Genomic DNA, 12,518 nt, shown 5'->3' on the forward strand with positions numbered 1-12,518 from the left:
CGTAGCGCTTGTATTCGCCAAAATACTTGGTGATCGCCGCCGTCAGCGACGTCTTGCCATGATCGACATGGCCAATCGTGCCGATGTTCACATGAGGCTTTGTACGCTCGAATTTACCTTTTGCCATAGTCTCTTTCCTTGGACGGCCTGGACCTTCAGTTCAGTCGAATGCGGGGCGCTTAGCGACAACGGCCGAAAAACACAAGTGCCTTGTGGCCGGGGGCTTTATCACCCGGTCTGAACCCATGATCCGGTTTTCGGGGATGTGGCGCGGATATAGGAACGAACAAGAAGGAATGGAATGGCCGAAGATAGGTTCCGCAGGTATCCGCATTCAACGGGTGGATATCGCCGCTTCCGCCTGTTCGCCGTGCCGGATTACAGCCGGATCTGGCCCATTGCCGGTGTGGCGCCGGTCTGATTTCCTGATCCGATGCAATTCATTCCGATCGCCATCCGCGGCCCGCTGTTCATGATCCTCTCGACCGGGTCCTATGTCGTCAACGACACCATGATGAAGCTGGCGACGGTGGGGCTGCCACCCTATGAGGTGTTGTTTCTGCGCGGGGCGGCGGCAACGCTGTGGGGCATCCCGTTGCTGCTTTCGCTAGGTTACGCCAAGCAGATCCCGCTGATCCTCGACAGGAGAGTGTTACAGAGAAACCTGCTCGAGCTGGCGGCAATCCTTTGCTACGTCGTGGCGCTCGCCAACATGCAGATCGCCGATTCGACCGCCTTGGGGCAGATCACTCCCCTGCTCATGCTGATTGGCTCCTCCGTCCTGTTCCGGGAACGCATCGGGGGGCTGCGCACGGCGCTGATCGGGCTTGGTTTCATCGGAGCGGTGATGGTGGCGCAGCCGACCATGCAGGGTATCTCAGTCTACGCCTTGCTGGCGCTCGGCAACGCGGCTTTCGCCGCCGCGCGCGATCTCGCCGGACGGCGGGTTGCCGCCGATGTGCCTGGAATGATCGTCGCAATTTCCGCAGTGGTGGTGGTGCTGGTCGGCTCAGGCGCTGCGCATCTGATGTCCGAGCGTTGGGTGATGCCCGAGACGCATCATTTGCTGCTGATGGCCGGGGCCGGCTTGTTCCTGATCTTCGGCCACTTCTTCATCTTCATGGCCTATCGCGTCGGGCCGACCGGCGTGGTGGCGCCGTTCTATTACTGCTTCACCGTCTGGGCGGTCATTTCGGGTCTGGTGGTGTTCCAGCAATTGCCGAACGCGCTGGCGATCGGCGGCATCCTGCTGGTGGTGGCCAGCGGGCTGACCATCGTGTCGCTCGACGAACGCAGGCGCCGTCTGACCGTGGTGGCCTAGACCTCGAAACTGCCCCAGGAACGGTCGACTGAGTGGAGAAACCCGTGACAAGCCAAGAGAATGAAAGCAGCCTGAACGTAAGCAACCAGAATGCCAGCAACCGCATGCTTGCCGGAAAATGCCTGTGCGGCGCCGTGCAATACGCGGTGGCCGACGAGTTCATCTATGCCGCCAACTGCCACTGCTCGAACTGCCGGCGCACCACCGGTTCAGCATTCAAGCCGTTTGCCGGCATCCAGCGTGAGAGACTGAACCTGACCAAAGGCGAGGACAACCTCCTGATCTTTGGCGACGAGGCCGGCCATGACAGGCACTGCAAGACCTGCGGCTCATTGCTCTATTCGGTCGTCCGCGACGGCGCCTTCGTGCACGTCGCCATGGGAACCCTCGTCGACGAGCCGACCATCCGTCCGACGCAGCACATCTTTGTCGGCTCCAAGGCGAAGTGGTTCACAATCACCGATGACCTGCCCCAATATGAAGAGCATGTCGCCGAAGGTGCTGAATAAGAACCTGGCGATGTGGCTGCCGTCAGGCAGGCTGCCGAAGCGACAGCTCTGCCTGGCTTCTAATTTCTAAAGAGCCCGGTTCCCGGTGAACTGGTGATAGGCCCACAGAACGACCACCGATCCCAGCACGGCGACGATCAGGCTGTAGATGTTGAGGCCGGTAACGCCTGACGCGCCGAAGGCGCTGAAGATCAGGCCGCCGACAACAGCGCCGACAATCCCGAGTACGATATCAAGAACAAGGCCCTGCCCGCTCTTGTTGACGATCTTGCTGCCTATAAAGCCGGCGATGGCGCCAAGGATGATCCAGCTTAATATTGACATTTTCCTCTCCATTCCCCGCAACCGATTACTTCCACATTATTAAGAAAAGCTCAAGACAACTTGAAATTTCCATGATTACAGAAAGCTCAACCAGCTTGAGCTTCGGCCGGATGCGTCATTGTGGAGTTGGATCGGCAGGCCAACGACCCGGGCAATGCGCTGGACCCACAGATCATTCGCGAGATCGCGCAAAGGACAGGGCTGAACGAGCAGGACTTGCTCAAGCAACTATCCGCGGCTTTGCCGGGCCCGTCGTCGATCAGTTGCGCCGAACGGACAGGTGCCGCAACAGCATCAGATCGCTTTCGCGTTCAACAGCCAGCGAGTTGGAGCCCTGCGCGTCCACCGGGCGCGCAATGCTATAGCACCTTGAGTTCTGGCACTTTGATCTTGCGTGTGGAAATCTGGAGCGGGTAGCGGGAATCGAACCCGCATATTCAGCTTGGAAGGCTGCTGCTCTACCACTGAGCTATACCCGCGCCTTTCGCCCGAAAACCGCTATGCACTTTTCGGTCCGATGCTTTGCGTTTCAGGGCTTCCGGGCCGGCAGTGGTGGAGAGGGTTGGATTTGAACCAACGTAGGCATAGCCAACGGATTTACAGTCCGTCCCCTTTAACCACTCGGGCACCTCTCCAGTCTGCCGCCGGAGCCATGCAACGAGGCATCGACGCGTCGCGACCGCGTGAGCAGCCCTTCGCGAAGCGCCTTATGGCGGCAGCGCCCAAAACTGTCAACCGCAACGTCCCGGCAAAACGCGCTGAATTTGTTGACGACCCGACGAGCAGGGTTTTGCGGCTGTATCCATAGGCGGACGACACGGCTATAGAACCGGCCATGAGCAACGACAACAAGCCCAAGACCCCAAAAGACACCCACTACGCCAAGCTGCGCCGGGCGCATCGCGACGAGAAGAGCGGCGGCGCGCCGGCGTTCAGGCCGCGCCAGCCGGTACCACCAGGAGAGACAGCCGCGGACGGCCTGGTGCGGCTCTACGGTCTGCACACGGTGCGGGCCGCGCTCGACAATCCGCGACGGCGGATCAAGAAGATGCTGGTGACGCGCAACGCCGCCGAGCGGCTGGCGATCGCCGACCTCGCCGCCCTGCCCTTCAAGACGGAACTGGTCGAGCCAAAAGACATCGACAAGGTCACCGGCTCCGACGCCGTCCATCAAGGCGTGCTGATCGAGGCCGAGCCGCTAAAACCCAAGCGGCTCGATGCGCTCGGCGATACGACGCTGGTGCTGGTGCTCGACCAGGTCACCGACCCGCACAATGTCGGTGCGATCCTGCGCTCGGCGGTCGCCTTCGGCGCCGGCGCGCTGATCACCACGGCGCGCCACAGCCCGCATGAATCCGGCGTGCTGGCGAAATCGGCCTCCGGCGCACTGGAGCATATCGACCAGATCGAGGTGAAAAACCTCGCGGAGGCGATCGGGCAATTGCACGAGGCCGGGTTCCAGACCATCGGCCTCGATTCGGACGGACCGGCGGAACTCGAAAAGAGTTTTTCGGGAGAAAAGATCGCGCTGGTGCTGGGCGCCGAGGGCAAAGGCCTGCGCCAGAAGACCCGCGAAACGGTGACGACGCTGGCCCGGCTCGATATGCCCGGCGCCATCCGCTCGCTCAACGTGTCGAACGCCGCGGCGGTGAGCCTTTATGCAGCGAGGAAATTTTTGGGTTAAGGGAATAGGGGAATAGGGCAGTGAGGGAGTAGGGATAGCACTTGCTGAGAGCGGCAACCCGCCTGCCTTACTGCCTTACTGCCCTATTCCCCTACTCCCCTAGCTCATGTCCCGCCATCCGCTCCAGCGCCCTGACCAGCGCCGAGTGATCCTCCTTGGCGCCGCCATTGGCCGCGCAGGAGTTGAACAATTGCTGCGTCGTCGAGGTGTTGGGCAGCGAAATGCCGAGCGCTTTGGCCCCTTCCAGCGCCAGGTTAAGATCCTTCTGGTGCAGTTCGATGCGAAAGCCCGGCGAAAAGCTGCGCTTGATCATGCGCTCGCCATGCACTTCGAGGACGCGCGAGGCGGCGAGCCCGCCCATCAGCGCCTGACGCACCTTGGCCGGGTCGGCCCCGGCTTTCGATGCAAAAACAAGCGCTTCGGCGACCGCTTCAATGGTCAACGCAACGACGATCTGGTTGGCGACCTTGGTGGTCTGGCCGACGCCATTGGGGCCGACCAGCGTGATGTTCTTGCCCATCTTTTCGAACACCGGCCTGGCGCGCTCGAAGGCCTTTTCCTCGCCGCCGACCATAATGGTCAGCGACGCGGCCTTGGCGCCGACCTCGCCGCCCGACACCGGCGCATCGAGATAGTCGCAGCCGAAGTCGTTAATCTTCTTGGCAAAAGCCTTGGTCTCGATCGGCGAGATCGAGCTCATGTCGATGACCAGCTTGCCTTCGGTCAGGCCGGCAGCGACGCCGTTTTCGCCGAACAGCACATCGGCCACCTCCGGCGTGTCCGGAACCATGGTGACGATGATATCGGCCGTTTTCGCAACGGCGTTGTGGCCGGAGACGGTCTTCAGACCCTTGGCGACGAGATCGGCCGGCGGTTTCGAGCGGTGATCGCTGGCGACGACATGATAGCCCGCGTCGAGCAGATGCCCCGCCATCGGCGCGCCCATGATGCCGAGGCCAATAAAGCCGATGGTGTCCATTTTGTTCTCCGTCTTTGTTAGGCCGCGTTCCTTCGCGCCCCCTTCTGGCCTGCCGGCCATCTCCTCCACAAGGAGGGAGATTGGATGTCACCGCCGCTTTCGCCAATTTTCGAGGTTGGAAAAGTAAAAGCCGGCGCCGAAGCTGCCGATCTCCCCACCCGTGGGGGAGATGGCCGGCAGGCCAGAGGGGGGCGCGAAGGAACTCGACTTCAATAATCCTTAGCCCCTACGCCGCAGCGCTGCCCTGCCCGGCCAAGTCCTTGAACCAGCCGAGCCCAGGCTCAGTGCTGGCCTTCGGCTTGTATTCCGCCCCGATCCAGCCGGAATAGCCGATACGGTCAATGTGACTGTACAGAAAAGGAAAATTGATCTCGCCCGTCCCCGGCTCATGACGGCCGGGATTGTCCGCAAGCTGGATATGCGCGATGCGGTCGAGGTTTGCCTCGATGGTGCGGGCGAGATCCCCCTCCATGATCTGCATGTGATAGATGTCGTATTGCAGGAACAGGTTGTTCGAGCCGACACGGTCGATGAGCGCCAGAGCCTGGTCCGAATAGTTCAGGAAGAAGCCTGGAATATCGAGCGTGTTGATCGGCTCGATCAACAGCCTGATGCCGGCCTGCTCCAGCTTCTCCGCTGCGAAAGCCAGGTTTTCGGCGAAGACATCTTCCAGCACTGAACGCTCGACGCCTCGCGGCGCGATGCCGGCGAGGCAGTTGACCTGTTCGCAGCCCAGCGCATGCGCGTAGGTGATCGCCTTGGCGACGCCTTGCCGGAACTCGGGAACACGATCCGGCAACACGGCAATGCCGCGCTCGCCCTTGGCCCAGTCGCCGGCCGGCAGGTTGAACAGCACCTGCGTCAGACCATTCTTCTTCAGCCTCGCCGCAACCACCTCCGGCGCATGGTCATAAGGGCCGATATATTCGACACCCCTAAAGCCGGCGCGGGCGGCGGCTTCGAAGCGGTCGAGGAACTCGTGCTCGCCAAAGAGCATCGAAAGATTGACTGAAAAACGCGGCATTCTTTTTTCTCCGTAGAGTCTAATCAAGCATGACGATCGCCGTGGGGGCATCCTCGTGGCTCTCGGCAAGCTCCTCGAATTCGGTGATCTTGTCGATTTCGGTGCCCATCGAAATGTTGGTGACGCGTTCGAGGATAAATTCGAGCACGACGGGAACCTGGTGCTCCTTCATCAGGCGTTGCGCCTGCTTGAAGGCGCCAGCGAATTCCTCCGGCCTGCGCACCCGGACTGCCTTGCAGCCCATCGCCTCGGCGACGGCGACATGGTCGACGCCGTAGCCAGCCTCAGGGTCGTCCTTCCGGTTGACGTTCTCGAACGCGAGGGTGACCTCGAAATCCATCGAAAAGCCGCGCTGCGCCTGACGGATCAGGCCGAGATAGGCATTGTTCACCACGACGTGGATATAGGGCAATCTGTGCTGCGCGCCGGCCGCCAGCTCCTCGATCATGAACTGGAAATCATAGTCACCGGACAGCGCCACTATATTGTGGTGCGGATCGGCGGCGCGAACGCCGAGTGCTGCCGGCAGCGTCCAGCCGAGCGGGCCGGCCTGGCCGCAATTGATCCAGTTGCGCGGCTTATAGACATGCAGGAACTGCGCGCCGGCGATCTGCGAAAGCCCGATCGTGGTGACATAGGTGGTATCGCGGCCAAATGCCTTGTTCATCTCCTCATAGACGCGCTGCGGTTTCATCGGCACCTGGTCGAAATGCGTCTTGCGCTTCATCGTCTTCTTGCGGACATGGCATTCCCTGGCCCAGCCCGACCAGTCGCGCAATTTTCCCGCGGTCTTCCATTCCGTGGCGACGTCGAGCAGCATTTTCAGTGCCGCGCCGGCATCCGAGACGACCCCGAGGTCCGGCGCGAACACACGGCCGATCTGGGTCGGCTCGATGTCGACATGGATGAATTTTTTGCCTTTGGTGTAAATGTCGATAGAGCCGGTATGGCGATTGGCCCAGCGGTTGCCGATGCCGAAGACGAAATCGGCCTCGAGCATCGTCGCGTTCCCGTAGCGATGCGATGTCTGCAGCCCGCACATGCCGGCCATCAGCCGGTGGTCGTCGGGGATCGCGCCCCAGCCCATCAAAGTCGGGATCACAGGCACGCCAGCGACTTCGGCGAACTCGATCAGCAGGTCCGAAGCATCGGCGTTGATGATGCCGCCGCCGGCGACGATGACAGGCTTTTCCGCCGCTTTGAGCATCGCCAAGGCTTTCTCGGCCTGGCCGCGCGACATTGCCGGCTTGAACGGCACCAGCGGCTCATAGGCATCGATGTCGAACTCGATCTCGGCCAGTTGCACGTCGACCGGCAGATCGATGAGGACCGGCCCCGGCCGCGACGAGCGCATCAGGTGGAACGCCTTCTGCAGCGCCATCGGCACCAGATACGGCTCCATAAGGGTGACCGCCCATTTGGCGACGGGTGCCGCGATGGCGGCGATGTCGACGGCCTGGAAATCCTCCTTGTTGAGACGCGCCCGCGGCGCCTGGCCGGTGATGCACAGGATCGGGATGGAATCGGCCGCGGCCGAATAGAGGCCAGTGATCATGTCTGTGCCGGCCGGACCGGAAGTGCCGATGCACAGACCGATATTGCCTGATCTAGCGCGGGTATAGCCTTCGGCCATGTGCGAAGCCGCCTCGACATGACGCGCCAGGATATGGCGGATGGTGTCCCTCGCCTTCAGGGCCGAATAGAACGGGTTTATGGCAGCGCCCGGCACGCCGAAGGCGTAGGAAATGCCTTCCTTTTCGAGAACGAGAACCGCTGCGTCGGCCGCGCGCATCCTGGCCATGTCAGCCTCCACGGAATTTGCTGATGGCCGATAATGCCAGTGCGCCGACTATTTTTCAATTTTTTCAAAATATTTTTTCATTTCTAAAAAGTGTCGGTTAGCTATTGATTTTGTTTAATGTTCCGTTTTCCATAGGTTCGGCTCGTAGACCAGTGAAAAACTTTTCCATTGCGTATTTGACGAAATCGGCAAGAATTGACCGCCATGGAAACCACCGAAAAACGCCAGCGCGGACGTCCGCGTGCCTTCCACGGTCCGTCCGACGCCGCTTCGGTGCAGTCGCTCGACCGGGCGCTGCGCATTCTGGCCATCGTCGCCGAAGGTAACGGCCTCTCGCTGAGCGAGATCGCCGCGCAGAGCGACCTTGCGGCATCCACCGCCTACCGCATGCTGACGACGCTGGAAAACCACGGCATGGTCGAGTTCGACAGCACCGACCAGCTCTGGTCGATCGGCGTCGAGACTTATCGCATGGGCGCGGCGTTCCTGCGCCGCCGCAAGCTGGTCGACCGCGCCCGCACCGTCATGCAGGAACTGATGGAGAAGACCGGTGAGACCGCCAATCTCGGCGTCGCCGAGGACGATTGCGTCGTCTTCGTCAGCCAGGTCGAGACGCATCAGGCGATCCGCGCCTTTTTCCGGCCGGGCACGCGCAGTTCCTTCCATGCGTCGGGCATCGGCAAGGCGGTGCTGGCGCATCTCGAGCCGGAGCGCGTCGGCGCCATCCTGCGCCGGGCCGGGCTGGAGCGCTTCACCGAAAAGACGCTGTCCGACATCTCGGCGCTGGCCCGTGACCTGGTGACGATCAAGCTGCGCGGCTGGTCGGTCGACGACGAGGAGCGGCACCCCGGCATGCGCTGCGTGGCCGCCGCCATCTTCAACGAGTTCGGCGAGCCGATCGGCGGCGTATCGGTTTCGGGGCCGACGGTGCGGGTAACGCCGGAGCGGCTGGCCGAGATCGGCCCGCTGGTGCATGATGCAGCGGCGGCGGTGACGAAGATGATCGGCGGAATCAGGCCAGCCTGAGCGCCCGACGCCGTAAGCGCGCGCGGGGCAACCCTCCAGACAAGAAAAAGGGGCCGTGGAGTGCCCCTTCTTCCGGTTGCCTGAAACGGTCCGTTCAAAGCCGGCAGCGGTGACGGTAGCCGTCGTAGCCGACATAGGTGTCCGAGTAGGGATCATAACTCTGATAGCGGTTGAGGCAGCGCCGGACGTGCCATGAGCCGCCGTTCTCGTCGATATAGACGGTCCGCGGCTGGGCGAGCGCGCTGCCGAGCAGGAAGCCGCCGACGCCGGCGGCGATGCCGATGCCAAGGTGCTTGTTGTGATGGTGCTTGTGATGGGCGGCCGAAGGCTGAACGGTGCCGGCCAGCATGGCGGCGGCGACAGTGGTGGCGATGAGGCCGGAAACGATGGTGCGCTTGAACATGATGATCTCCTTGCTGCGTTGTGTGAGAGGCGATCCATCCGCCTCTTGACGATCAGTCGTCGCAGCAAGGAAAAAGGTTCGATGATTTTTGGATTTTTTCGAAAGCGCAAAGCGGCCAGTCTGAACAGGGCTTGCAGTCAGGCGCGCATCAGGACCGCGAGGAGCGCCGGTCGACAGTCCGCCGGCGGAAGCCTCAGCCCATGCCGGTGATATAGCGCAGCCAGAAGGCGAGCGCGATGAAGCCGATGATGGTGGTGACGCCGGTCCAGTCAACGTTGGCGCTCTTCACTTGCTTGATGAGCTTCACCAGGAGAATCCAGGCCACGACGACGACCAGGGCAATGACGACAAGTCTGATCATGCGACACCCTCGCCTATGCGATTGCACCCTCGATCAATATAGGAGGCGAATTGGCCGTTTTCAGGATGCCCGCGCCGGCGGTTCCGGCGCGCTCACCGGCAGCCGAAAACAGAGTTTTGTCTTTACTGGCGCGACAAATATGCTAACCGGAGCGCCGTGCCCTTGTAGCTCAGCTGGTAGAGCAGCGGTTTTGTAAACCGAAGGTCGGCGGTTCGATTCCGTCCGGGGGCACCATTAAGATCAAGAGGTTAGGAGAAATTAAGGCTCGCCCAGATTTGCGCGCCTGTCCGTGTGGGTAACGTTTCGGGTAACAAAAAAGCCCGCCAGCGTGAGGCTGCGGGCCGTTAAATGGCTCGGAAAATTTTCTGTTTTGCCCAGTTAGGGGAACCCTCAAAAGGTTCGAAAGGGGGGCCGGCGGCGCCGCGCTCATTTTAGCGCACGACTTTGCTAGTCTCGGCAATGATTTTCGGGCTGGACCCAATCAACCACACATAACGCTTGGTGCCGGAGCCGTAAGCCCGCATTGGGCGGTTTTCTTCCGTTAGTTCCCGCGATCGGAAGGAGCTGGATCGCGCATCATTGGTGCGCGAGGCACGGATCCTGAAGAAGCGCGAGACGCCGCCGGCAAAGTCGTGACACAAGGAAAGCCCGTACCCCACGGAGGGGGCCGCGGGACTGTAAGGGGTAGACGGAGCGCTCGTGCTGACCCCTAAAGTTTCAGCTTTGCCCTTAATGCGTCGATGCGTTTGGAAGCCTCTGCCTTACTGAGGTTCTCTTCAAAGCTTTCCTCATCCTCCGCCTGCTCGCATAAGGTTTTCAGGTAAGATGCTTGGGACGGGGTCATCGGATCTTCGCCGCTTACCCATTCATCGGGATCTTTGTCGACGTTGGCGGAGGCACCGGTCTTATCGCGCAGGTCTTTCATGGCAATCTCCTATAGTAGCAGGAGGAAATGCCTTTGATCTCTTTTTGTTCCTCCCGCGGACTCGGCTTTCTGACGGTTGTGAGCACACTGCAAAACGGTGGTTTGCAGTTTGAACACCCTGCGAATTAGCAACATGACGAGTGCGGTCGCCTATTATCGAGTCTCGACACAGCGGCAAGGACGCTCGGGCTTGGGCATTGAGGCCCAGCGTGCCGCGGTCGCGCGCTTTGCCGAGGCCGAGGACATTGCCATCATCCAGGAGTTCACCGAGGTCGAAACCGAAAGGGAGCAGATGCTCTTGATCGACGCCCGCAATTGAATGCCGCCCTCGCCCTCGCACGACATACAAAATGCCCGGTGGTTGTGGCGAAGCTCGACCGACTCTCGCGCGATGTCGCCTTCATTGCCGGCCTGATGGTCCAGCGCGTTCCTTTCATCGTCGCCGAAGTCGGTGCTGATGCCGATCCGTTCATGTTGCACCTCTATGCCGCTTTGGCCGAGAAGGAGCGGCGTATGATCTCGGAACGCACCAAAGCCGCCCTCGCCTCACGCAGGACGAGCATAAAGCTCGGCAATCCGACCAACACCGCCGAAGCTGCGGCGAAAGGTCGGAAGATGTCGATCGAAGAAGCCGACCGGTTTGCCCAGACCGTGCTGCCAATCATCGCTTCCATTCAGCGGTCGGGCATCACCAGCCTACGTGGCCTGGCAATCGATCTTGAACAACCGCGGCGTTCGCAAGCGCGCAATGGCCAATGGCAGGTGTCGAACGTGCGCAACGTTCTCGCGCGGCAATCCCCTACTCTTTTATAAGCGGGAAATAGCCACCGGGGGAAATAATCATAGAGCCGCTTACAGTAGCGGCACCGGACGCGCACCAGCCGCCTTCCGTCGTTAAGATTGGACAGAGGGTAGTCTCTTCGCTTGGAGGCATAGGTTTCCGGCATGCCTTGAAATGAGGAACATATTCCTGCCTCCGATGTTCTTATTTCGTTCACTGTCGGAAACCAGAACGGCCGTTGTTTTCGGGACGTTTCATTCGTCTGCTCCTGTTCGAGGCATGCCTCGCGCCAAGCGCCGTGGGCGCCGAACATCTAAAAGAGGTCCCCGGCTGAAGATGTCCCCGGTTGACCGCCTGAGTTCGTGGAGGCTCGCAGAGAGGCTCGCGCCCCACACCAGATGTGCCCCGAGCATCAGGAGATTGCGCGTCCCCGGGTGCTCTGTGGCGGGCAAGAGTATCCGCGCAAAAGGTATCCAGCCGAGATAGCTCAGCGCCCAGACTAGGACGCCATAGCTGCCGCCGCTGATCATCCGCCGCGGCAGCAGAGCATAGATAATCCCTGCGAGGGCGCCGTAACCGAAATGGGCCGTCACGGTTGCGGTACGCAGCCCAGCTTCGCGAGTTCCGGCAACATCCACCCGCTCAATGATTTCGCGCGGCGGCAGCGGATAACCGTGGCCATCAGGAAGCATTCTGAACAGCCGGCGCATAGCTGCCGTCATCGCCAAAGTGGCCGATATGCCCGCCAAAGCTCCAAATAGGATGTTGCGCACGCGTTCCACCTTCAACGCCCCGTTTACCCGACCTCAATAACGGCAGCGACAGAATGTTCCCGAAATGCCGGCCAGTCGCCGCCGCCATTCCTATCGGAGATGAAGCGACAGCCGTCAAATTGGCGAATGATTCCGCAATTTTCCACAGGCCGAGGAAGGCTCGATCGCCCACGAGTGGCAAGTCCAAGCGCTGCTAGCGAACGATCAGTTCGGCACGCCCGCTTCGAAATTCGTACTTGGTAAGGAACGAAACGATCGCCGCAGCAATCTTTTTGCCGCCCTGTTCCGAAGGCTCGATGGCGTTGACAAAGTCGGCGTCCTCGCCGCAGATAATGCGAAGGTCGATCAGCGGAACGCCGCGCACGGCGGCTGCTCGTGTGATGCAGTCGTTGAGGATCGACAGGGCCGTTACCGCAATGCGTCTCTGGTCGGGGTCGGCATACCGGACATCGTAGATCGAGCAAATGGCGGTCGGCAGCCCGACAGCTAGAACGGCATCCAGGGTCGACATATACTCCAAGCAAAACTGCTCTCTAACTTCGGCGAGTCTCAGCAGGGTGTCGGCAACGGACCGCGATGGGGCGTTCAAAACAGAGGAGACGCCAAG

At 60.9% G+C, this 12,518-nt stretch carries 15 protein-coding genes, 3 tRNA genes and 1 pseudogene; 7 read left to right on the forward strand and 12 right to left on the reverse strand.

Features of this window, described 5'->3' with window-relative positions; all coding sequences use genetic code 11:
• A partial coding sequence (locus EOA78_RS15580; protein WP_244571411.1) for a GTP-binding protein occupies window positions 1-127 on the reverse strand: 127 nt, incomplete at its 3' end.
• A gap of 306 nt (window positions 128-433) precedes the next feature.
• Between EOA78_RS15580 and EOA78_RS15585 the strand changes: the two genes are divergently transcribed.
• Together EOA78_RS15585 and EOA78_RS15590 are read left to right on the forward strand one after the other, a co-directional pair.
• A complete protein-coding gene (locus tag EOA78_RS15585) occupies window positions 434-1,321 on the forward strand; it encodes a DMT family transporter (RefSeq protein WP_127315890.1) in 888 nt (295 codons plus the stop codon).
• A 104-nt stretch (window positions 1,322-1,425) separates the two neighbouring features.
• A complete protein-coding gene (locus EOA78_RS15590) occupies window positions 1,426-1,830 on the forward strand; it encodes a GFA family protein (RefSeq protein ID WP_127315898.1) in 405 nt (134 codons plus the stop codon).
• Between the two features lie 66 nt (window positions 1,831-1,896).
• Here the strand turns inward: EOA78_RS15590 and EOA78_RS15595 are convergent, their stop codons facing one another.
• From EOA78_RS15595 to EOA78_RS15610, 3 genes are all read right to left on the reverse strand, one after another.
• Entirely contained in the window at window positions 1,897-2,154 is a 258-nt protein-coding gene (locus EOA78_RS15595; protein WP_065008269.1) for a GlsB/YeaQ/YmgE family stress response membrane protein, read from the reverse strand.
• A 405-nt stretch (window positions 2,155-2,559) separates the two neighbouring features.
• A tRNA-Gly gene (locus EOA78_RS15605) sits at window positions 2,560-2,633 on the reverse strand.
• Between the two features lie 71 nt (window positions 2,634-2,704).
• A tRNA-Tyr gene (locus EOA78_RS15610) sits at window positions 2,705-2,789 on the reverse strand.
• A gap of 200 nt (window positions 2,790-2,989) precedes the next feature.
• Between EOA78_RS15610 and EOA78_RS15615 the strand changes: the two genes are divergently transcribed.
• On the forward strand, window positions 2,990-3,838 hold the full coding sequence (locus tag EOA78_RS15615; protein ID WP_127315891.1) for an RNA methyltransferase: 849 nt from the start codon (window positions 2,990-2,992) through the stop codon (window positions 3,836-3,838).
• Between the two features lie 91 nt (window positions 3,839-3,929).
• Here EOA78_RS15615 and EOA78_RS15620 read toward each other — a convergent pair whose 3' ends face one another.
• From EOA78_RS15620 to gcl, 3 genes are all read right to left on the reverse strand, one after another.
• Window positions 3,930-4,817: a 2-hydroxy-3-oxopropionate reductase gene (locus EOA78_RS15620; protein ID WP_245477517.1), complete on the reverse strand. Its 888-nt coding sequence runs from the start codon at window positions 4,815-4,817 to the stop codon at window positions 3,930-3,932.
• A 226-nt stretch (window positions 4,818-5,043) separates the two neighbouring features.
• Entirely contained in the window at window positions 5,044-5,841 is a 798-nt protein-coding gene (gene hyi, locus EOA78_RS15630) for a hydroxypyruvate isomerase (RefSeq protein WP_127315893.1), read from the reverse strand.
• 19 nt (window positions 5,842-5,860) lie between these two features.
• On the reverse strand, window positions 5,861-7,642 hold the full coding sequence (gene gcl / locus EOA78_RS15635; protein ID WP_127315894.1) for a glyoxylate carboligase: 1,782 nt from the start codon (window positions 7,640-7,642) through the stop codon (window positions 5,861-5,863).
• A gap of 204 nt (window positions 7,643-7,846) precedes the next feature.
• Between gcl and bhcR the strand changes: the two genes are divergently transcribed.
• A complete protein-coding gene (gene bhcR, locus EOA78_RS15640) occupies window positions 7,847-8,668 on the forward strand; it encodes an HTH-type transcriptional regulator BhcR (protein WP_127315895.1) in 822 nt (273 codons plus the stop codon).
• A 94-nt stretch (window positions 8,669-8,762) separates the two neighbouring features.
• Here the strand turns inward: bhcR and EOA78_RS15645 are convergent, their stop codons facing one another.
• Both EOA78_RS15645 and EOA78_RS35995 read right to left on the reverse strand, forming a co-directional pair.
• Window positions 8,763-9,071, reverse strand: a complete 309-nt coding sequence (locus EOA78_RS15645) for a BA14K family protein (RefSeq protein ID WP_127315896.1) — start codon at window positions 9,069-9,071, stop codon at window positions 8,763-8,765.
• A 193-nt stretch (window positions 9,072-9,264) separates the two neighbouring features.
• A complete protein-coding gene (locus EOA78_RS35995) occupies window positions 9,265-9,432 on the reverse strand; it encodes a hypothetical protein (protein ID WP_164783779.1) in 168 nt (55 codons plus the stop codon).
• 158 nt (window positions 9,433-9,590) lie between these two features.
• Here EOA78_RS35995 and EOA78_RS15650 point away from each other — a divergent pair.
• A tRNA-Thr gene (locus tag EOA78_RS15650) sits at window positions 9,591-9,666 on the forward strand.
• 475 nt (window positions 9,667-10,141) lie between these two features.
• Here EOA78_RS15650 and EOA78_RS15655 read toward each other — a convergent pair.
• A complete protein-coding gene (locus EOA78_RS15655) occupies window positions 10,142-10,357 on the reverse strand; it encodes a DUF3072 domain-containing protein (protein WP_127315897.1) in 216 nt (71 codons plus the stop codon).
• Window positions 10,358-10,490: 133 nt separating this feature from the next.
• Between EOA78_RS15655 and EOA78_RS37945 the strand changes: the two genes are divergently transcribed.
• Together EOA78_RS37945 and EOA78_RS15660 are read left to right on the forward strand one after the other, a co-directional pair.
• Window positions 10,491-10,676: a recombinase family protein gene (locus EOA78_RS37945; RefSeq protein WP_348628485.1), complete on the forward strand. Its 186-nt coding sequence runs from the start codon at window positions 10,491-10,493 to the stop codon at window positions 10,674-10,676.
• Complete coding sequence (locus tag EOA78_RS15660) at window positions 10,673-11,170, forward strand: recombinase family protein (RefSeq protein WP_348628486.1); 498 nt, start codon at window positions 10,673-10,675, stop codon at window positions 11,168-11,170. Before EOA78_RS37945 ends, EOA78_RS15660 begins: the two co-directional genes overlap by 4 nt.
• Before the next feature lie 222 nt (window positions 11,171-11,392).
• Here EOA78_RS15660 and EOA78_RS15665 read toward each other — a convergent pair whose 3' ends face one another.
• Together EOA78_RS15665 and EOA78_RS15670 are read right to left on the reverse strand one after the other, a co-directional pair.
• On the reverse strand, window positions 11,393-11,920 hold the full coding sequence (locus EOA78_RS15665) for a hypothetical protein (RefSeq protein ID WP_245477518.1): 528 nt from the start codon (window positions 11,918-11,920) through the stop codon (window positions 11,393-11,395).
• A 184-nt stretch (window positions 11,921-12,104) separates the two neighbouring features.
• A pseudogene (locus EOA78_RS15670) lies at window positions 12,105-12,518 on the reverse strand (SGNH/GDSL hydrolase family protein); the annotation flags it as partial.

The organism is Mesorhizobium sp. M5C.F.Cr.IN.023.01.1.1 (assembly GCF_003997585.1).
In the GTDB taxonomy this organism is placed as follows: Bacteria; Pseudomonadota; Alphaproteobacteria; order Rhizobiales; family Rhizobiaceae; genus Mesorhizobium; species Mesorhizobium wenxiniae.

What these genes read in the sequence shown, in the direction of transcription:
- EOA78_RS15585 (WP_127315890.1), top strand. Translation starts at nt 434, where the DNA reads ATGCAATTCATTCCGATCGCCATCCGCGGCCCGCTGTTCATGATCCTC.
- EOA78_RS15590 (WP_127315898.1), top strand. Translation starts at nt 1,426, where the DNA reads ATGCTTGCCGGAAAATGCCTGTGCGGCGCCGTGCAATACGCGGTGGCC.
- EOA78_RS15595 (WP_065008269.1), bottom strand. Translation starts at nt 2,154, where the DNA reads ATGTCAATATTAAGCTGGATCATCCTTGGCGCCATCGCCGGCTTTATA.
- EOA78_RS15615 (WP_127315891.1), top strand. Translation starts at nt 2,990, where the DNA reads ATGAGCAACGACAACAAGCCCAAGACCCCAAAAGACACCCACTACGCC.
- EOA78_RS15620 (WP_245477517.1), bottom strand. Translation starts at nt 4,817, where the DNA reads ATGGACACCATCGGCTTTATTGGCCTCGGCATCATGGGCGCGCCGATG.
- hyi (WP_127315893.1), bottom strand. Translation starts at nt 5,841, where the DNA reads ATGCCGCGTTTTTCAGTCAATCTTTCGATGCTCTTTGGCGAGCACGAG.
- gcl (WP_127315894.1), bottom strand. Translation starts at nt 7,642, where the DNA reads ATGGCCAGGATGCGCGCGGCCGACGCAGCGGTTCTCGTTCTCGAAAAG.
- bhcR (WP_127315895.1), top strand. Translation starts at nt 7,847, where the DNA reads ATGGAAACCACCGAAAAACGCCAGCGCGGACGTCCGCGTGCCTTCCAC.
- EOA78_RS15645 (WP_127315896.1), bottom strand. Translation starts at nt 9,071, where the DNA reads ATGTTCAAGCGCACCATCGTTTCCGGCCTCATCGCCACCACTGTCGCC.
- EOA78_RS35995 (WP_164783779.1), bottom strand. Translation starts at nt 9,432, where the DNA reads ATGATCAGACTTGTCGTCATTGCCCTGGTCGTCGTCGTGGCCTGGATT.
- EOA78_RS15655 (WP_127315897.1), bottom strand. Translation starts at nt 10,357, where the DNA reads ATGAAAGACCTGCGCGATAAGACCGGTGCCTCCGCCAACGTCGACAAA.
- EOA78_RS37945 (WP_348628485.1), top strand. Translation starts at nt 10,491, where the DNA reads ATGACGAGTGCGGTCGCCTATTATCGAGTCTCGACACAGCGGCAAGGA.